15 protein-coding genes are annotated in these 18,896 nt (G+C 59.5%); 13 read left to right on the top strand and 2 right to left on the bottom strand.

Annotation, left to right across the window (positions count from 1 at the left end; all coding sequences use genetic code 11):
• Positions 1-40: 40 nt before the first annotated feature.
• The 12 genes from FHX08_RS09755 to FHX08_RS09700 all read left to right on the top strand — a co-directional run bounded on the left by FHX08_RS09755 (position 41) and on the right by FHX08_RS09700 (position 13,188).
• A complete protein-coding gene (locus FHX08_RS09755; protein WP_132651188.1) occupies positions 41-658 on the top strand; it encodes an NADH-quinone oxidoreductase subunit J in 618 nt (205 codons plus the stop codon).
• A 25-nt stretch (positions 659-683) separates the two neighbouring features.
• Positions 684-992 (top strand): NADH-quinone oxidoreductase subunit NuoK, encoded by a 309-nt coding sequence (gene nuoK, locus FHX08_RS09750; protein ID WP_132651189.1) that lies wholly within the window; start codon positions 684-686, stop codon positions 990-992.
• Positions 993-999: 7 nt separating this feature from the next.
• The gene (gene nuoL / locus FHX08_RS09745) at positions 1,000-2,997 is read left to right on the top strand and encodes an NADH-quinone oxidoreductase subunit L (RefSeq protein WP_132651190.1); all 1,998 of its coding nucleotides are present in this window, start codon (positions 1,000-1,002) and stop codon (positions 2,995-2,997) included.
• Positions 2,997-4,508, top strand: a complete 1,512-nt coding sequence (locus FHX08_RS09740; protein WP_132651191.1) for an NADH-quinone oxidoreductase subunit M — start codon at positions 2,997-2,999, stop codon at positions 4,506-4,508. The genes nuoL and FHX08_RS09740 overlap by 1 nt, the downstream gene beginning before the upstream one ends.
• Positions 4,509-4,522: 14 nt before the next feature.
• Positions 4,523-5,968, top strand: a complete 1,446-nt coding sequence (nuoN, locus tag FHX08_RS09735) for an NADH-quinone oxidoreductase subunit NuoN (RefSeq protein WP_132651192.1) — start codon at positions 4,523-4,525, stop codon at positions 5,966-5,968.
• A complete protein-coding gene (locus FHX08_RS09730; protein ID WP_184327098.1) occupies positions 5,968-6,732 on the top strand; it encodes a biotin--[acetyl-CoA-carboxylase] ligase in 765 nt (254 codons plus the stop codon). Before nuoN ends, FHX08_RS09730 begins: the two co-directional genes overlap by 1 nt.
• Positions 6,733-6,749: 17 nt before the next feature.
• Positions 6,750-8,420, top strand: coding sequence for a ribonuclease J (locus tag FHX08_RS09725; RefSeq protein ID WP_184327097.1), 1,671 nt, complete (start codon positions 6,750-6,752; stop codon positions 8,418-8,420).
• Positions 8,421-8,423: 3 nt separating this feature from the next.
• Positions 8,424-8,828, top strand: coding sequence for a methylmalonyl-CoA epimerase (mce, locus tag FHX08_RS09720; RefSeq protein WP_132651195.1), 405 nt, complete (start codon positions 8,424-8,426; stop codon positions 8,826-8,828).
• Between the two features lie 107 nt (positions 8,829-8,935).
• On the top strand, positions 8,936-9,211 hold the full coding sequence (locus tag FHX08_RS09715) for a DUF1467 family protein (RefSeq protein WP_132651196.1): 276 nt from the start codon (positions 8,936-8,938) through the stop codon (positions 9,209-9,211).
• Positions 9,212-9,805: 594 nt separating this feature from the next.
• Complete coding sequence (proS, locus tag FHX08_RS09710) at positions 9,806-11,128, top strand: proline--tRNA ligase (protein WP_132651197.1); 1,323 nt, start codon at positions 9,806-9,808, stop codon at positions 11,126-11,128.
• Between the two features lie 16 nt (positions 11,129-11,144).
• On the top strand, positions 11,145-12,449 hold the full coding sequence (locus FHX08_RS09705; RefSeq protein ID WP_132651198.1) for a lipoprotein-releasing ABC transporter permease subunit: 1,305 nt from the start codon (positions 11,145-11,147) through the stop codon (positions 12,447-12,449).
• A 55-nt stretch (positions 12,450-12,504) separates the two neighbouring features.
• Positions 12,505-13,188: an ABC transporter ATP-binding protein gene (locus FHX08_RS09700; RefSeq protein ID WP_132651199.1), complete on the top strand. Its 684-nt coding sequence runs from the start codon at positions 12,505-12,507 to the stop codon at positions 13,186-13,188.
• Between the two features lie 3 nt (positions 13,189-13,191).
• On the opposite strand, the gene FHX08_RS09695 is transcribed toward FHX08_RS09700, so the two are convergent.
• Entirely contained in the window at positions 13,192-13,653 is a 462-nt protein-coding gene (locus tag FHX08_RS09695; RefSeq protein ID WP_132651200.1) for a DUF5680 domain-containing protein, read from the bottom strand.
• Positions 13,654-13,965: 312 nt separating this feature from the next.
• Here FHX08_RS09695 and dnaE point away from each other — a divergent pair, with 312 nt between their 5' ends.
• On the top strand, positions 13,966-17,451 hold the full coding sequence (gene dnaE, locus FHX08_RS09690; protein WP_184327096.1) for a DNA polymerase III subunit alpha: 3,486 nt from the start codon (positions 13,966-13,968) through the stop codon (positions 17,449-17,451).
• Positions 17,452-17,490: 39 nt separating this feature from the next.
• Here dnaE and FHX08_RS09685 read toward each other — a convergent pair whose 3' ends face one another.
• On the bottom strand, positions 17,491-18,888 hold the full coding sequence (locus tag FHX08_RS09685) for an MFS transporter (RefSeq protein ID WP_245508201.1): 1,398 nt from the start codon (positions 18,886-18,888) through the stop codon (positions 17,491-17,493).
• Positions 18,889-18,896 lie beyond the last annotated feature (8 nt).

Genomic DNA, 18,896 nt, shown 5'->3' with positions numbered 1-18,896 from the left:
AACTCCCGGCTGCCCGGGGGAAGATGAAAAAGGCACCAACATGGGTCTGCAGGCTCTATTTTTCTATCTTTTCGCCTTTGTCGCGATAGCGTCGGCGTTCATGGTCATCTGGGCGAAGAACCCGGTTCACTCGGTTCTGTTCCTGATCCTGGTGTTCTTCAATGCGGCCGGTCTCTTCCTGTTGCTGGGTGCCGAATTCCTGGCGCTGATCCTGCTTGTCGTTTATGTGGGCGCGGTCGCGGTTCTCTTCCTCTTCGTGGTGATGATGCTCGACATCGACTTCGCCGAGCTTCGCGCCGGTGTCCTCGAATATGCGCCGATCGGCGCGCTGATCGGCCTCATTCTCGCAGCCGAACTGATCGTCGTGATCGGCGGCAGCGCGATCTCGCCCGAGGTCGCCAAGACGGTCGCCATGCCGATCCCGGCGCTCACCGAACGTACCAATACGGCCGCACTCGGCGACGTGCTCTACACGAATTACGTCTATTTCTTCCAGATCGCCGGTCTGGTCCTGCTGGTCGCCATGATCGGCGCAATCGTGCTGACGCTGAAGCACCGCACCAACATCAAGCGGCAGAATATTTCCCGCCAGGTTGCCCGTACGCCCGCGACCGCCGTCGAGGTGGTCAAGGTCAAGGCGGGCCAGGGCGTGAACTGAACCGAGAGGTCAAGGAGAAAAGAACATGGTCATCGGACTTTCCCATTATCTCACGGTCAGCGCCATCCTCTTCACCATCGGCATGTTCGGCATCTTCCTGAACCGGAAGAACATCATCGTCATCCTGATGTCGATCGAACTGATCCTGCTGTCGGTCAACATCAATATGGTCGCCTTCTCGTCGTTCCTCAACGACATCGTCGGCCAGGTGTTCGCATTGTTCATTCTGACCGTTGCTGCTGCTGAAGCGGCGATCGGTCTCGCAATTCTCGTTGTCTTCTACCGCAACCGCGGTTCGATCGCGGTCGAAGACGTCAATATGATGAAGGGCTGAGCGGCTCATGTTCCTCTATAAGGCTATCGTCTTCCTTCCCCTGATCGGCGCGATCATCGCCGGCCTCTTCGGCCGCGCGATTGGTGCCAAGGCGTCGGAATATGTCACCAGCGGCCTGATGATCATCGCCGCCGTTCTCTCCTGGGTCGTCTTCTTCACGGTTGCGCTCGGCCATCCCGAAGGCGCTATCAAGGTCGAGGTTCTGCGCTGGATCCAGTCCGGCGGGATCGACGTATCCTGGTCGCTGCGTGTCGATACGCTGACCTCGGTCATGCTGATCGTGGTCAACACGGTCTCGACGCTGGTGCACATCTACTCGATCGGTTACATGCATACCGATCCGCACCGCCCGCGCTTCTTCGCCTATCTCTCGCTCTTTACCTTCGCCATGCTGATGCTGGTGACCTCCGACAACCTTGCCCAGATGTTCTTCGGCTGGGAAGGCGTTGGTCTGGCCTCGTATCTGCTGATCGGCTTCTGGTACAAGAAACCCTCGGCATCGGCCGCGGCAATAAAAGCCTTCATCGTCAACCGCGTCGGCGATTTCGGCTTCGTGCTCGGCATCGCGACCGTCTTCGTGCTGTTCGGTTCGATCAACTTCGATACGATCTTCGCCAATGCTGCGACCTTCGCTCCAGCGGAAGGTGGCGGTGCGGCCGGTGAAGTCGTGTTGAACCTCTTCGGCATGCATCTTGACAAGGCTCATGCGCTGACAGGCGCCTGCCTGCTGCTCTTCATGGGCGCGATGGGTAAGTCGGCGCAGTTCCTGCTGCACACCTGGCTTCCGGACGCCATGGAAGGCCCGACGCCGGTTTCGGCTCTCATCCATGCCGCAACCATGGTTACCGCTGGTGTCTTCCTCGTCGCCCGCATGTCGCCGATCTTCGAACACTCGCCGGATGCGCTTGTCGTCGTGACGATCATCGGTGCGATCACTGCCTTCTTCGCCGCGACCGTCGGCCTCGTGCAGAACGACATCAAGCGCGTCATTGCCTACTCGACCTGCTCGCAGCTCGGCTACATGTTCGTTGCTCTCGGCGTCGGTGCCTATGGCGCGGCAATCTTCCACCTCTTCACCCACGCCTTCTTCAAGGCTCTGCTGTTCCTGTGCGCCGGTTCGGTCATTCACGCCGTCGATGGCGAGCAGGACATGCGCTACATGGGTGGCCTGCGTCCGCACATCAAGATGACGTTCTGGATGATGATCATCGGCACGCTGGCGATCACCGGTGTTGGCATTCCCTTCACCCCGGTCGGCTTTGCAGGCTTCTTCTCGAAGGACGTCATCATCGAGGCTGCCTACGCGTCGCATTCGCCGGCTGCAGGCTTCGCCTTCACACTGCTGGTCATTGCCGCTCTCTTCACGAGCTTCTATTCCTGGCGCCTGATCTTCATGACCTTCTATGGCCGGCCACGCGCTTCGCATGAGGTCATGCATCACGTCCACGAATCGCCGCAGGTCATGCTGGTGCCGCTCTACCTCCTCGCCATCGGCGCAGTATTTGCCGGCGTGCTCTTTGAAGGCCGCTTCTACGGCGAAGAATATGCCGAGTTCTGGAAGGGCGCGCTCTTCACTGGCGCCGAAAACGAGCTGGTGGAACAATTCCACCACGTTCCGGCCTGGGTCAGCCTCAGCCCCTTCATCGCCATGTTGCTCGGCTTCGTGACCGCCTGGTATATGTACATCCGGTCGCCCTCGACGCCGCGTAAGCTCGCTCAGCAGCATCGTGTGCTCTACCAGTTCCTGCTCAACAAGTGGTACTTCGACGAACTCTACGACTTCCTCTTCGTCCGCACGGCCAAGGCGCTCGGCAACTTCCTGTGGAAGAAGGGTGATGTCGGCGTCATCGATACCTACGGTCCGAACGGCGTCGCTGCCCGCGTGGTCAACGTGACCGATCGCGTCGTACGCCTGCAGACCGGCTACCTCTATCACTATGCCTTCGCGATGCTGATCGGCGTTGCGGCGCTCGTTACCTGGATGATGCTCGGGAGTTCCTTCTGATGACCGATTGGCCCATTCTTTCAACGGTCACCTTCCTGCCGCTCGTCGGCGTGGTGCTCCTGTTGCTGATGAACGGCGAAACCGAGAACGGCCGTAAGAACGTGCTGTGGATCTCTTTGATCACCACGGTCTTCACCTTCATCCTGTCGCTCTTCATCTGGATCGGTTTCGACAACGCCAATCCTGGCTTCCAGATGATCGAGCAGCATAACTGGCTCGGCACTGGCATCGGCTACCATGTCGGCGTCGACGGCATCTCCATGCTGTTCATCATCCTTTCGACCTTCCTGATGCCTTTCTGCGTGCTCGCAAGCTGGCTCTCGATCGAGAAGCGGGTGAAGGAATACATGATTGCCTTCCTCATCCTCGAAGTGATGATGGTCGGTGTCTTCGTCTCGCTCGATATCGTTCTCTTCTACGTCTTCTTCGAAGGCGGCCTCATTCCGATGTTCCTGATCATCGGCGTCTGGGGTGGTGCTAGCCGCGTCTATGCGAGCTACAAGTTCTTTCTCTACACGTTGCTCGGCTCCGTGTTGATGCTGCTTGCCATCATGGCCATGTACTGGCAGGCCGGCACGACGGATATCGTCCAGCTTCTGAACTACAAATTCCCGCCGGCGATGCAGACTTGGCTGTGGCTGGCCTTCTTTGCCTCCTTCGCGGTGAAGATGCCGATGTGGCCGGTTCATACCTGGCTCCCGGACGCGCACGTCCAGGCGCCGACGGCCGGTTCCGTCATCCTGGCAGGCGTACTCCTGAAGCTCGGCGGCTACGGTCTGATCCGCTTCTCGCTCGGCATGTTCCCGGTCGCATCAGACTATTTCGCGCCACTCGTCTTCGCCATGTCCGTAATCGCCATCATCTACACTTCGCTGGTTGCGATGATGCAGGACGACATCAAGAAGCTGATCGCCTATTCCTCGGTTGCCCACATGGGCTACGTGACGATGGGAGTCTTTGCGGCCAACGCACAGGGTCTGCAGGGTTCGATCTTCCAGATGCTGTCGCACGGCATTGTCTCCGCCGCGCTCTTCCTTTGCGTCGGCGTCGTCTATGACCGCACCCACACCCGCGAGATCGCGGCCTATGGCGGCCTCGTCAACAACATGCCGAAATACGCCGTCGCCTTCATGGTCTTCACCATGGCGAATGTCGGCCTGCCGGGCACTTCGGGCTTCATCGGCGAATTCCTCACCCTGATCGGCGCCTTCCGAGCCAATACCTGGGTTGCGCTCTTTGCCGCAACCGGTGTTATCCTCTCGGCCGCCTATGCGCTCTGGCTCTATCGCCGGGTTATTTTCGGCGCACTGGAGAAGGAAAAGCTGAAGGCTTTGCTCGACCTCTCGCCGCGTGAACAGATCATTCTCTACCCGATGATCGCGCTCACGATCTTCTTCGGCGTCTATCCGGCTCCGGTCTTCGATGCGACCGCAGCTTCCGTAGACCATCTGATCAACAGCTATTCGGCCGCAGTGCAGGCAGCGCAGAATGTTGCGCTGTCGATGAAATGACGGGATTTTAGGACATGACCGCTGAAACAATATCCCTGAGCCTGTACCTGTCCGCGCCGGAAATCATCCTCGCGATCGGTGCGCTCGTCCTGCTCATGATCGGCGTCTTCTCGGGCGAGCGGTCCGGTCCGCTCGTCAGCGTGCTGGCGATGATCGTGATTGCGATCTCCGGACTGTGGCTGGTCTTCGTTCCGGGCGACGGCCTCGCCTATGGCGGTGTCTACCTCGCCGACGGTTTCGCACGCTTCATGAAGGTTCTGGCGCTGATCGGCTCGTTCATCGCCCTGTTCATGTCGATGGGCCTGGCGAGGGAAAACCAGCTCGACAAGTTCGAGTTCCCGGTTCTCCTCGTGCTCTGCACGCTCGGCATCATGCTGATGATCTCGGCAAATGACCTGATTGCACTTTACCTCGGCCTCGAGCTGCAGTCTCTGGCGATCTACGTCATCGCGGCGATCAACCGTGAGAGCGTGAAGTCGACCGAAGCGGGTCTGAAATACTTCGTCCTCGGCGCCCTCTCGTCGGGCATGCTTCTCTATGGCATGTCCTTGGTCTACGGCTTCACCGGCCACACGCATTTCGCAGACGTTGCCCAGGCTCTGACTGTCGAAGGCGGAAGTTCACTCGGCCTGATCTTCGGCCTCGTCTTCATCCTGGCCGGTATCGCCTTCAAGATCTCGGCCGTTCCGTTCCACATGTGGACGCCCGACGTTTATGAAGGCGCGCCGACCCCGGTCACTGCGTTCCTCGCGAGCGCACCGAAGGTTGCCGCCATGGCGATGATGACCCGCATCGTCATCACCGCGTTCCAGCCGATACTGACCGAGTGGCAGCAGATCATTGTCTTTATCTCGATTGCCTCCATGCTGCTCGGTTCCTTTGCTGCGATCGGCCAGAAGAACATCAAGCGACTGATGGCCTATTCTTCGATCGGTCACATGGGCTATGCACTGGTCGGCCTCGCAGCCGGCAACCAGACGGGCGTCACCGGCGTCATGCTCTACATGGCGATCTACATGGTCATGACGCTCGGCTCCTTCGCAATCATCATGTCGATGCGCCGCAAGGACGGCACGGTCGTTGAAAACGTCAACGATCTTGCTGGCCTGTCGACGACGAACCCCTTCATGGCTGTGGTTCTGACCGCACTAATGTTCTCGCTCGCCGGCATTCCGCCGCTCGCAGGCTTCTTCGCGAAGTACTTCGTCTTCGTCGCCGCCATCGAGGCCAAGCTTTACGCGCTTGCCGTCATCGGCGTCCTGGCGTCGGTCGTCGGTGCTTACTATTATCTGCGCGTCATCAAGCTGATGTGGTTTGATGAGGCGACTGACGAATTCGCTCGTGTCTCCGGCTCGATGCGTCTCGTCTTCGGTCTCTCCGGTCTCTTCGTTGCCGCCTATGTTCTCATCGGCGGTCCGATCGGCGGCGCGGCCGAACTCGCTGCGGCAACGCTCTTCTGATGGCTTCCGACAAGCGGCGCCGGATATCGCTCGGCGATGTCAGGCACGAGGCCTTGTCGGAAACGTCCTCCACCAATACGGAATGCCTTGCCCGCGCGCGGGCAGGGGACCCCGGTCTCCTCTGGGTGACCGCCGAAAGGCAGACCGGCGGCCGCGGCCGCCGTGGCCGTCCCTGGGTTTCCGAGCGCGGCAATCTCTACGCTTCTCTTCTCCTCATCGACCCGGCACCGATGGAGCGCCTTGCCTCCCTGCCGCTCGCAATCGCCGTCGCGGTTCATCAGGCCGTCCGCAGCGTCTTGCCGCCGGGCGCCGAGCCGCTGGAGGTGAAGTGGCCGAACGATATCCTGATCGGACGCAAGAAGACCTGCGGTATCCTCGTCGAGGGGGAGCGGCTGGCGAATGGACGCCATGCCGTCGTGATCGGTATCGGCATCAACGTGTCCGTCATGCCCGAGAACCCACTCTATCCCGTCACTTGCCTGCGCGATCAGGGAAGTGCAGCTTCGCCTGAGGAGCTCTTCGCCCATCTCTTTGCCTCCATGACCGAGGCGCTGAATGTCTGGGACGAAGGTCGGGGCATTGCCGAGATCACTGCGCGATGGCGTGCGGTTGCCTGTGGTATTGGCGAAAAGATAACTGTGAACTTGCCCGACAGGTCGATTTCCGGGTTTTTCGCCGGAATTGATGATAATGGCCTGTTGATGCTCGATACGGGCACAGGCAGGATGATGCCGATTGCGGCCGGCGATGTATTCTTTGGATAGTGGAAAAAACAAACATTATGGCGAAACAGGACGAACTGGTATTCCTGCCTCTGGGCGGCGTCGGCGAGATCGGCATGAACCTCGCACTGTACGGTTTCGGTCCTTCCGATCATCGCCAGTGGATCATGGTGGACTGCGGCGTCACTTTTCCGGGGCCGGATCTGCCGGGCGTGGATCTCGTCTTGCCGGACATCCGCTTCCTCGCCAATGAGCGCAAGAACCTCAAGGCGATCATCATCACCCACGCCCATGAGGATCACTACGGCGCTCTCGCCGATCTCTGGCCGGGCCTCAATGTGCCGGTCTATGCCTCGCCCTTTACGGCTGGGCTCCTGGAAGCCAAGCGCAATTTCGAGAAGGATGCGATCGGCGAGGTGCCGGTGACCATCTTCAAGGCGGGCGATACGATCAATGCCGGCCCTTTCAGCATTGAGGGTGTGGCCGTCAATCATTCGATCCCCGAGCCGATGTCGCTGATGATCCGCACACCGCTCGGCAATGTCATCCACACCGGCGACTGGAAGATCGATCACGAACCGTCGCTCGGGCCGCTGACAGACGAGATACGTTTCCGTCAGCTCGGTGATGAAGGGGTGCTGGCGCTTCTCTGCGATTCCACCAATGCGCTGCGCGACGGTGTGTCGCCCTCGGAGAAGGATGTCTCGGAGAGCCTGCGCAAGATCATCGAAGATGCCGAAGGTCGCGTGGCGATCACCACCTTCTCCTCGAATGTCGGCCGTATCCGTACCATCGCCGAAGCCGCCGAAGCGGCTGGCCGCGACGTCCTGCTGCTCGGCAGCTCGCTGAAGCGCGTGTGCGATGTTGCTCAGGACATCGGCTTGATGGAGGGCATAAAGCCGTTCATTTCCGAAGAGGATTACGGCTTTATTCCGCGCGACAAGGTCGTTGTCATTCTGACCGGCAGCCAGGGCGAGCCGCGCGCCGCCCTTGCCAAGCTTTCCCGCGATGAGATGCGCAACGTGGCCTTTGCCGCCGGCGATATTGTCGTCTTCTCCTCGCGCGCCATTCCCGGCAATGAGAAGGCGATCCAGGACATCAAGAACGGACTGGTGGAGCAAGGCGTCCATGTGATCACCGATTCCGAGGCGCTGGTGCATGTCTCCGGCCATCCGCGCCGCAATGAATTGCAGAAGATGTATGAGTGGACGCGCCCGAAGATCGTTGTGCCTGTGCACGGCGAGGCGACGCACCTGACGGCACACAAGGAACTTGCCGAACAGTCCGGCATCCCGATGGTGCCGCGTGTGCGCAATGGCGATGTGCTGCGCTTGGCGCCCGGTCCTGCCGAGGTGATCGACGAGGCCCCGCACGGCCGCATCTACAAGGATGGGTCGCTGATCGGCGACTTTGATGAGATGGGGATCGGTGAGCGCAAGAAGCTTGCCTATGTCGGCCACGTCGCCGCCAGCATCGTGCTCGACAGCCGCTACGACATCATAGGCGAGCCTGATCTCGTGGCCATCGGACTGCCTGCCTATGACGATGAGGGCGAGGATATGGAAGATGCTCTGTTCGATGCCGCAATCGGCGCGATCGAAAGCATTCCACGTGCCCGCCGCAAGGATATCGACATGGTGCAGGAGGCCGTTCGCCGCGCCGTGCGTGCCGCTGCAAATCATGCCTGGGGCAAGAAGCCCGTCGTCACCGTTTTCGTCACCAGGGTCTGACCGATGCTTGGCCGGGTGAACCACATCGCTATCGCAGTGCCGGATCTTGCCGCTGCCGCTGCAAGCTATCGTGGTACGTTGGGTGCCAAGGTTTCCGCGCCGCAGGCACTGCCGGAACATGGCGTGACGGTCGTCTTCGTCGAACTGCCGAACACCAAAGTGGAATTGCTGGAACCGCTCGGCGACGCCTCGCCGATTGCCGCCTTCCTCGAGAAAAATCCTTCCGGCGGCATGCACCACATCTGCTACGAGGTGGACGATATCCTAGCCGCCCGCGATAGACTGGCGGCAGATGGAGCAAGGATCCTTGGTAACGACGAGCCGAAAATCGGTGCCCATGGCAAGCCGGTGCTTTTCCTTCATCCCAAGGACTTCTTCGGTACGCTCATCGAGCTGGAGCAGGTCTGATCGCTGCGGCAGAGTGACCTAAATTGTCCACGGCCTTTGAATTGGCCGTCATTCCCGCTTATAAGCACGCAAACGAAGCGCCAAGGCGCTATACGACGGGAACCAACATGTTTCAGGCCTTCCTCCAGGGATTCGCAGTCTATTTCATCATCTGGTGGATCACGCTTTTTGCGGTCCTGCCGATCGGCCTGCGCACTCAGGCGGATGACAATGATATCGTGCTTGGCACCGTGCCTAGCGCGCCGACCCGCTTCCGTCCGGTCTTCGTCTTCTCGCTGACGACACTGATCTCAGGCGCCATCTACGGGATCTGGTATGTCGGCTCTACCTATTTCGGTCTCGGCTTCGACGCACTTCCACAAATAGGGCCTAGCTTCTATTAGGAATGGCTTTTGCTCGAACTTTGAGCAGATGTAAATGCAACCCCGAAAAAACTTGTCATACGCACGTCATGCAAGTGAGGCAAAGAGCTTGCCTAACGGAATGCGGGCTTACCTAGGGGAAGGGCGGCTTGTTTTTCAGGGGCAGTGAGAGCCGAAAAAGCAAAAAAAAACAAGGCTAAAAGCCTTGTTTTAAGTATCGCGTGATCCTTAACCGTTGCCGGGGCAGCGACGAGCGCGCCTAAGATCTGATCCTCCCAAGACTTGACCGCGAATTCGGCAAGAATTTAGCCTTCTTGCCTGTTTTGTGAGCTAAAACTAGCTCAAAGATTGTGCTTTGTCATCAGCTTTTTTTGCATTTTTGCTACACTCGCGCAAAATTTTTCTGTTGACAAGATTTGCCTACAAGTCCTTATAAATACGCGCTTTTTCGCGCTTTCTGAATTTATGGGCGCTAACATGCGTCTGCGGGAGGCCACTCGCGCCGGTCGCGGGTTTCCTTCCTGCCGCGAAGCGGCTATGAACGCTCTCATCTTTAACAAAGACCGTCGATTCCGCTTGGGTATAAGCGGCGTCTCAACTGTACCGGAATCCGCCATGCGTCTGTCCCGCTTCTTCGTGCCCATCCTCAAGGAAAATCCCAAGGAGGCGGAAATCGTCTCCCACCGGCTGATGCTGCGCGCCGGCATGATACGTCAGCAGTCGCAGGGCATCTATTCCTGGCTGCCGCTGGGCAAAAAGGTGCTGGACAAGGTCAACAATATCATCCGCGAAGAGCAGAACCGCGCAGGCGCCATCGAGCTTCTGATGCCGACGCTGCAGTCTGCCGAGCTCTGGCAGGAGAGCGGCCGTTACGACGCCTACGGCAAAGAGATGCTTCGCATCAAGGATCGTCAGGACCGCCCGATGCTCTATGGTCCGACCAACGAGGAAATGGTGACGGATATTTTCCGTTCCTCCGTCAAGTCCTATAAGGATCTGCCGCTCAATCTCTATCATATTCAGCTGAAGTTCCGTGACGAGATCCGTCCGCGCTTCGGCACCATGCGTTCGCGCGAATTCATGATGAAGGACGCCTATTCCTTCGACCTGACGCGCGAAGGCGCTGAGCATTCCTACAACAAGATGTTCACCGCCTACCTGCGCACCTTCGATCGTCTCGGCCTGCGTGCTATCCCGATGCGCGCCGATACCGGCCCGATCGGCGGCAATCTCAGCCACGAGTTCATCATCCTTGCCGAGACCGGCGAGTCCGAAGTTTTCTGCCATAAGGATTTCGTCGATTTCGACATTCCCTCGGAGAACACGGATTTCGACAGCGTTGAAGGCCTGAAGTCGATCTTCGACAAGTGGACGTCGCTCTATGCAGCGACTTCTGAGATGCACGACGAGGCAGCCTTCAACGCCATTCCGGAAAGCGAGCGTCTTTCTGCGCGCGGCATCGAAGTCGGCCATATTTTCTACTTCGGTACGAAATATTCCGAGCCGATGGGCGCTAAGGTGCAGGGTCCTGACGGTAAGGAACATTTTGTTCACATGGGTTCCTACGGGATCGGGCCGACGCGCCTTGTTCCCGCCATCATCGAAGCATCGCATGATGAGAACGGAATCATCTGGCCGGAGTCCGTTGCGCCCTTCGATGTCGTTGTGATCAACATGAAGGCTGGCGACGAGGCCTGCGACGATACCTGCGAGCTGATCTACGCAGCGCTGACCAAGGCGGGTAAGGATGTGCTCTATGACGACACGGACGATCGCGCCGGTACCAAGTTTGCGACCGCCGACCTGATCGGCGTGCCGTATCAGATCATTGCCGGTCCGCGCGCAGTCGCGAACGGCGAAGTGGAAGTGAAGGACCGCAAGACCGGCGCCCGTGAAACGATGACCATCGAGGCGGCGATCAATAGGTTCGTGGCTTAAGAAAGACGGAGGCGAAATGGCAGAGGCAGCAGTGGACCGGAGTTCAAAATCCGGCTTGGGTCCGGCTGGCAAGCCATTCTCCACCTTCGAACGCCTCGTGGCGTGGCGCTATCTGCGCGCCCGCCGCAAGGAGGCCTTCATCTCGGTCATTGCCGGCTTTTCCTTCGTCGGTATCATGCTGGGTGTCGCGACGCTGATCATCGTCATGGCCGTGATGAACGGGTTTCGCACGGAGCTCGTCTCTCGCATCCTCGGCATCAACGGCCACATGATCATCCAGCCGGTCGATGGTCCCTTCACTGATTACGCCGATCTCGTGAAGAAATTCGAAGCCGTACCCGGCATCAAGATGGCGCTGCCCCTGGTGGAAGGCCAAGTCCTTGCTTCTTCGCAGACGGGTGGCAGCACCGGTGCTCTGGTGCGCGGCACGCGTGCCGAAGATCTGAGCAAGCTCAAGACGGTCTCCGACAACATCAAGTCCGGCGATATGGTAGGCTTTGCCGCGGGCGACGGAGTTCTCGTTGGCACGGGCATGGCCGACCAGCTCGGATTGCGCGTCGGTGACCTGATTACACTGACGTCACCGGAAGGTGATGTGACGCCGATGGGTGTCAATCCGCGCATCAAATCCTACAAGATTTCCGGCCTCTTCAAGATCGGTATGTCAGAATACGATTCCTCGATCATCTACATGCCGCTCGAGGAATCACAGCTCTATTTCAATGCCGACGGACTAGTGCAGTCGATCGAACTCTTCGTCAATAACCCTGATGACATCGACAATCTCAAGCCCAAGGTCGAAGAGGCGGCCGGCAGACAGATCCTCATTACCGACTGGCGCCAGCGAAACCAGACCTTCTTCTCCGCCCTGGAAGTGGAGCGCAACGTCATGTTCATGATCCTGACGCTGATCGTGCTCGTCGCAGCGCTCAACATCATCTCCGGCCTCATCATGCTGGTGAAGGACAAGGGCAGCGATATCGCCATCCTGCGCACCATGGGTGCAAGCGCCGGCGCCATCATGCGCATCTTCTTTATGACGGGGGCCGCAATCGGCATTGTCGGCACGATTGCCGGCGTCCTGCTCGGCGTTCTCGTCTGCGTCAACATCGAGTCGATCCGGCAGTTCTTCTCCTGGGTATCGGGCACGGTGCTCTTCGACCCGCAGCTCTATTTCCTGAGCCAGCTGCCGGCCGAAATGGATATCAGCGAAACGGTTTCCGTCGTCGTCATGGCGCTGACGCTCTCCTTCATCGCGACGATCTTCCCTGCCTGGCGCGCCTCCCGCCTCGACCCCGTCCAGGCCCTTCGTTACGAATAGGCCGGGATCCAAGGTCATGCACGATCCAAGGCCAAATCCAAGGAATGCCGCATTCATGAAACGCAACGTCGTTCTCAAGCTTTCGGGCGTCGAGCGCCATTACGGGCAGGGCGAAACGCTGCTGACCATCCTCAAGGGTGCGGATTTTTCGCTGACGAGCGGTGAGATGGTCGCGCTGGTTGCCCCCTCCGGCACAGGCAAGTCGACGCTGCTGCATGTCGCCGGCCTGCTGGAACATCCCGATGGCGGCGAGGTGACGATCAACGGCCGCCCCTGTGATGGTCTCTCTGATGAAAAGCGCACGGCGATCCGCCGCAGCGAGATTGGCTTCGTCTACCAGTTCCATCACCTGCTGCCGGAATTCTCGGCCCAGGAGAACATCATGATGCCGCAGCTCATCGCCGGCCTCTCCTGGAAAGAGGCGGGCGAACGGGCAAAGATGCTTCTGGATTATATGCGCATCGGCCATCGCGGCACGCATCGCCCGGCCGAACTCTCCGGCGGTGAGCAGCAACGTGTGGCGATCGCACGTGCCGTCGCCAATGCGCCGAGCCTTCTTCTCGCCGACGAGCCGACCGGCAATCTCGACCCGGAAACCGCAAGCTACGTCTTCGACGCGCTGGAAGCGCTGGTACGGCAGTCCGGTCTTGCTGCGCTGATCGCCACGCACAACCATGAGCTCGCCGGGCGCATGGACCGGCGTGTCACGATTTCCGACGGCAAGGTCGTGGATTTCTGATCGTCAGGCGACGATGAACCCGCCGCGATAATCGAGCTCGTAAGCCTTGCGATCATTCACGAGGATGAATTCGTGTCCACGGAAATGCGCGCAGTCGCCATCGCTCGTATCGACGTAACGTCCGAGCGCATGATCGAATACCATGCCGCCGAGAAAACGGCCCTGACTGTAGAGCTGTGACAGCGCGGCGCGAATGATGGTGCCGGCGATAGCGGCATCGATGATCTCGGGTTCAATGATCCTCCCGAAATAATTCATCGCCCAGACCGGCTTTTCCTCTAGCCACACCACTTCCTGGCCGGCAAAGTCCGTGCCGCCGAAATAGCTGTCGAGATAGCGCCAGATACCACGCTTGTAGCTAAGATCGTGGGCGCCGATCCGATAGGAAGGCTGCGCCTTCGCACCGGCGACATATGTCTGCGATTTGGCTTCGACAATGAAGCTATTGAGTTCCAGCACGTCCATCGTTCCTCAACTCCGACGTTAACCATGCCCCGCAGAAGCGGGGTGGAATCCTGTTGACAACAGAACATACATGGAACAAATTAAAAACATAAGAGCAAAGGAGAGCCAAATGACTGACATGATCCGTGATATCGCAGCATTCACCTCCATCGCAATGTTCATTGCGAGCTTCTCGCTGATCGTCATGGCAATGTAAGAATTCAGGGGATCGCATGGCAGCCATGCGGTCCCGAAGCGGGACTTTTTCTGGACAGAATCGCCTTCAATGCCGACAATACGCGCTCTTCATTGAGGTGATCTGAAAGGCATATCATGGCGGATGCGGAACAAGGTGCGATCGGCGGAAAGCCGGGCTTCGTTCATCTGAGGGTCCATTCCGCCTATTCGCTGCTCGAAGGCGCGCTGCCTCTCAAAAAGATCCTCTACAAGGCAGCCGGCGACGGGCAGCCGGCGATTGCTATTACCGATACCAACAATCTCTTCGTCGCCCTGGAGTTTTCCCAGAAAGCGATGGACGAGGGCCTGCAGCCGATCATCGGCTGCCAAGTATCGATCGATATGGAAGACGGCCTCGAAACCGAAAAACGGGGAGGTCAGCAGGCGCTGGTCAAGCTGCCTTCCATCGTGCTTCTGTCCGCCACCGACGCAGGTTACGAGCGGCTGGTCGATCTTGTCAGCCGCGCCTATCTCGGCGGCGAAGGCAACTCGACCATCCATATCCGTTCCTCCTGGCTGGATGAGGTCGGTACGGACGGTCTGATCGCCCTGACGGGGGCTGCGACCGGCCCCATCGATATGCCGCTCAAGGACGGCCATGCCGCACAGGCAGAGACACGGCTGCTGACGCTGAAACGCATCTTCGGCGACCGACTCTATGTCGAGCTGCAGCGCCACGGCACCTATGACAAGCGGCACGAACAGAAGATTATCGGTCTTGCCTATAAGCACGACCTGCCGCTGGTCGCCACCAACGAAGCCTTCTTCCTGACGCGTGATGATTACGACGCGCATGATGCACTGATGGCTGTAGCGCACAACGCCATCATCTCTGACGACAGCCGTTTCCGCCTCTCGCCGGATCATTATCTGAAGAGCCGCGCCGAAATGGAAAAGCTCTTCGCCGATCTGCCTGAGGCACTGGAGAATACGGTTGAGATCGCCCGGCGCTGCTCCTTCGTACTGAAGACGCGCAAGCCGATCCTGCCGCGCTTCACCGGCGCCACCGCCGATCCTGAGGAGGCCGAACGCGCCGAGGCGCTCGAACTTCGCCGCCAGGCGCAGGAGGGGCTCGACATGCGTTTGGCCACGCTCGGCATGTCGGCCGGCTACGAGGAGAAGGATTATCGCGAGCGGCTGGAATTCGAGCTCAGCGTCATCGAGCGCATGAAGTTCCCAGGTTACTTCCTGATCGTTTCGGATTTCATCAAATGGGCCAAGCAGCACGATATCCCCGTCGGCCCTGGCCGCGGTTCGGGCGCAGGCTCGCTGGTCGCCTATGCACTGACCATCACCGACGTCGATCCGTTGCGCTTCTCGCTGCTCTTCGAACGCTTCCTCAATCCGGAACGCGTCTCGATGCCGGACTTCGATATCGACTTCTGCCAGGATCGCCGCGAAGAGGTGATCCGTTACGTGCAGCGCAAATATGGGCGCGAGCAGGTGGCGCAGATCATCACCTTCGGTTCGCTGCAGGCGCGCGCCGCACTGCGTGACGTCGGCCGCGTGTTGGAAATGCCCTATGGTCAGGTCGACAAGATCTGCAAGCTGGTGCCGAACAACCCGGCAAACCCGACGCCGCTCTCCAAGGCGATCGAGGAGGAGCCGAAGCTGCAGGAAGAAGCAGCCAAGGAACCGGTTGTCGCGCGTCTGCTTGATATTGCCCAGAAGATCGAAGGCCTCTATCGTCACGCCTCGACCCACGCCGCCGGCATCGTGATCGGCGACCGCCCGCTGTCAAAGCTGGTGCCGATGTATCGCGATCCGCGTTCCGACATGCCGGTCACCCAGTTCAACATGAAATGGGTGGAGCAGGCCGGCCTGGTGAAGTTCGACTTCCTCGGCCTGAAGACGCTGACCGTGTTGAAGGTCGCCGTTGACTTCTGCAAGAAGCGCGGCATCGAAGTGGATCTCGCCAAGATCCCGCTCGACGATAAGAAGACCTATGAGATGCTCTCGCGCGGCGAGACCGTCGGTGTGTTCCAAGTTGAAAGTGCCGGCATGCGCAAGGCGCTGATCGGCATGAAACCGGACTGCATCGAGGACATTATCGCGCTCGTGGCTCTTTATCGTCCAGGCCCGATGGAGAACATCCCGACTTACAACGCGCGCAAGCATGGCGACGAAGAGCTGGAATCGATCCATCCGATGATCGACCACCTGCTCAAGGAAACGCAGGGCGTTATCGTTTACCAGGAACAGGTGATGCAGATCGCCCAGGTCCTGTCGGGCTATTCGCTCGGCGAAGCCGATCTTCTGCGTCGCGCCATGGGTAAGAAGATCAAGGCGGAAATGGACCAGCAGCGCGAGCGCTTCGTCGATGGCGCGGTCAAGAACGGCGTCTCGAAGCCGCAGGCCGATAACATCTTCGAACTGCTCGCAAAGTTCGCAAACTACGGCTTCAACAAGTCGCATGCGGCGGCCTATGCGATCGTCTCTTACCAGACGGCCTACATGAAGGCGCATTATCCGGTCGAATTCTTGGCCGCCTCGATGACGCTCGATATGTCGAACACAGAAAAGGTCAACGACTTCCGGCAGGATGCCAAGCGTCTCGGCATCGAAGTCATTGCGCCCTCCGTTCAGACCTCTTTCCGCCATTTCGAGACTGGCGACAACCGCATCTATTACGCGCTTGCGGCCATCAAGGGTGTCGGCGAATCCGCCGTCGATCACATCGTTGAAGTGCGCGGCGACAAGCCCTTCGCCAGTATCGAGGATTTTTGCCTGCGCATCGATCCGCGTCAGGTCAACCGCCGCGTATTGGAAAGCCTGATCTATGCCGGCGCCTTCGATTGCTTCAATCTCGATCGCGCCCAGCTTTCCGCTGGCCTCGATCGCGTGCTCGGCTATGCACAGCGTGCCCAGGAAAACAAGCTGAGCGGTCAGTCGGATATTTTCGGCGGGGCGTTGTCCTCTGGTCCGGAAAAGATCGCCCTGCCGCCGTTCTCGCCCTGGCTTGCCTCCGAGCGCCTGCTCAAGGAGTTCCAGGTGCTGGGCTTTTACCTGACCGCCCATCCCCTCGACAGCTACAACAACATCCTCCAGAAGATGCGTGTGCAGACCTTCGCCGATTTCTCCGCCGCCGTGAAGCAGGGCGCGGCAAACGGGCGACTGGCAGGCACGGTGATTTCCAAGCAGGAGCGCAAGACGCGTACTGGCAACAAGATGGGCATCATCGTCTTCTCCGATTCCTCAGGCCAGTACGAATCCGTGCTCTTCTCGGAAATGCTGAACCAGTATCGTGATGTGCTGGAGCCTGGAAAATCCTTCGTCATTACCGCTATTGGCGAAGAGCGGCCGGAAGGTGTCAGTCTGCGTCTGCAGACCATCCAGTCGCTGGAAGAAAAATCGCTGCAGATGCAGAAGGCGCTACGCGTCTACGTCCGCGATTCCGGTCCTCTGCGCGCCGTCGCGGCGCATCTGAACGCCAGGGGTGACGGCCTCGTTTCCTTCATCGTCATCAAGGAGGAAGGCAAGCGGGAAGTCGAGGTGGTCTTGCAGGATAAGTACCGGATCACACCCGAGATCGCCGCCGCCCTGCGCGCGGCTCCCGGCGTTGTCGACGTCGAACTCGTCTGACGAACAGGGCAACCGGGACGAACCCGGTTGCCCTTCTTTTCAGCCGGCCTGCAGCCGGCACGAGGCGTCCTTACAGCGGCCTCTGCCGAAGCCCATGATGGCCATGCCGATCAGCGTCGCTCCGACCGGCACCATCAGGGCGGCCCGTAGCGCTTCCAGCCGTTCGGACGGGCTGTCGCCATCACCGAGAGCAAGCGTGCTAACGGCGCTGACGGCTGACAGGCCCAAGGCTGCGCCGAACTGGAACGAGGTGTTCACTAGGCCGCTTGCCAGCCCCTGTTCGTCTTCGGCAATACCCTCGGTCGCGATGATTGTCAGCGGTCCATAGCCGAGCGAGAAGGCGAGGCCGAGCAACACCATTGACGGCAGCATGGCCGCATAGGTCCAGTCGAGGCCCATGCCCAGGAAGAGCGCGTAGCCGGCGATAGCGAAAGCAAAGCCGCCGAGGACTACGCGTCCATTCCCGAAGCGTTCGACGAGCAAGGGCGTCAGCAGCGGGGCAAGAATGGCGTCCATGCCAATGACGATCAGTGCGAGGCTGGTTTGGAAGGACGACCAGCCGAGCAATTCCTGCAGGTACAGCGAGACGATGAACTGGAAGCCGAAGAAGGCGCCGGTAAAAAGCATTGCTCCGAGGTTCGATTGCACCAGTTCTGACGACCGGAATATCCCGAGGCGCACCAGCGGCGCACGTGAATTGCGCTCGATAAGAATGAAAGCAAGCCAGAGCGCTACGCTCGCCCCTGCCGCCGCAATCGTCCAATTCAGATTGTTGGTCGCATGCTCCAGTCGCGTCAGTGTATAGGCGGCAAGCAGCATGGCGCCGGTCAGCGTTCCCGCGCCCGCGATGTCGAATTTCTGACGTGGGGCGTCCTTCTCCTTCTTCTCCACGATCAGCTTCATGCCGATGAGAAGCAGGATGGCGGAGAAGATGACGGGCGCGAAGAACACCCAGCGCCAGCCCACGGCGGCCAAAAGCCCGCCGATGACGAGACCGAGCGAAAAGCCGGCGGAAGCGGTGCCGGCATAGATGAGCACCGCCCTATTGCGCTGCGGTCCTTCGGGAAAGCTGCCGTTAATGAGGGCGAGGCCGGCTGGCGTCATGAAGGCGGCCGCCGCGCCGGTCACGAAGCGGGCCGTCAGCAGCATCCAGCCTTCGGTCGCAAAACCGCCGAGCCCGGAGAAAAGCAGGAACACCGTGAGCGCCGTCAGGAAGACCTTGCGTTTGCCGTAGATATCGGCGACTCGCCCGCCAAGTAGCATCAGGCCGGCATAGGCAAGAACATAGGCCGAAACCACAGCGCTCAGAGTTGTGGTCGAAAGGCCGAGTTCGGCTCGGATCGAGGGCAGGGCGATGTTGAGCATGGCCGCATCGACGCCTTCGAGAAAGATCGCACCGCAAAGAACGGCGAGCATGCCGGCGGCACCGAGGCTCATTCTTCCGC

The organism is Rhizobium sp. BK529 (assembly GCF_014194105.1).
GTDB lineage: Bacteria > Pseudomonadota > Alphaproteobacteria > Rhizobiales > Rhizobiaceae > Rhizobium.
The sequence above is the reverse complement of the archived record's forward strand: the minus strand, read 5'-3'. Positions and strand labels throughout refer to the sequence as shown.

Bases quoted from the DNA above. Each gene is read 5' to 3' on its own strand.
- FHX08_RS09725 (WP_184327097.1), top strand. From the start codon at position 6,750: ATGGCGAAACAGGACGAACTGGTATTCCTGCCTCTGGGCGGCGTCGGC.
- dnaE (WP_184327096.1), top strand. From the start codon at position 13,966: ATGGCGGATGCGGAACAAGGTGCGATCGGCGGAAAGCCGGGCTTCGTT.
- FHX08_RS09700 (WP_132651199.1), top strand. From the start codon at position 12,505: ATGAAACGCAACGTCGTTCTCAAGCTTTCGGGCGTCGAGCGCCATTAC.
- FHX08_RS09705 (WP_132651198.1), top strand. From the start codon at position 11,145: ATGGCAGAGGCAGCAGTGGACCGGAGTTCAAAATCCGGCTTGGGTCCG.
- FHX08_RS09685 (WP_245508201.1), bottom strand. From the start codon at position 18,888: ATGAGCCTCGGTGCCGCCGGCATGCTCGCCGTTCTTTGCGGTGCGATC.
- FHX08_RS09740 (WP_132651191.1), top strand. From the start codon at position 2,997: ATGACCGATTGGCCCATTCTTTCAACGGTCACCTTCCTGCCGCTCGTC.
- FHX08_RS09715 (WP_132651196.1), top strand. From the start codon at position 8,936: ATGTTTCAGGCCTTCCTCCAGGGATTCGCAGTCTATTTCATCATCTGG.
- FHX08_RS09730 (WP_184327098.1), top strand. From the start codon at position 5,968: ATGGCTTCCGACAAGCGGCGCCGGATATCGCTCGGCGATGTCAGGCAC.
- mce (WP_132651195.1), top strand. From the start codon at position 8,424: ATGCTTGGCCGGGTGAACCACATCGCTATCGCAGTGCCGGATCTTGCC.
- proS (WP_132651197.1), top strand. From the start codon at position 9,806: ATGCGTCTGTCCCGCTTCTTCGTGCCCATCCTCAAGGAAAATCCCAAG.
- nuoN (WP_132651192.1), top strand. From the start codon at position 4,523: ATGACCGCTGAAACAATATCCCTGAGCCTGTACCTGTCCGCGCCGGAA.
- FHX08_RS09755 (WP_132651188.1), top strand. From the start codon at position 41: ATGGGTCTGCAGGCTCTATTTTTCTATCTTTTCGCCTTTGTCGCGATA.
- nuoK (WP_132651189.1), top strand. From the start codon at position 684: ATGGTCATCGGACTTTCCCATTATCTCACGGTCAGCGCCATCCTCTTC.
- FHX08_RS09695 (WP_132651200.1), bottom strand. From the start codon at position 13,653: ATGGACGTGCTGGAACTCAATAGCTTCATTGTCGAAGCCAAATCGCAG.
- nuoL (WP_132651190.1), top strand. From the start codon at position 1,000: ATGTTCCTCTATAAGGCTATCGTCTTCCTTCCCCTGATCGGCGCGATC.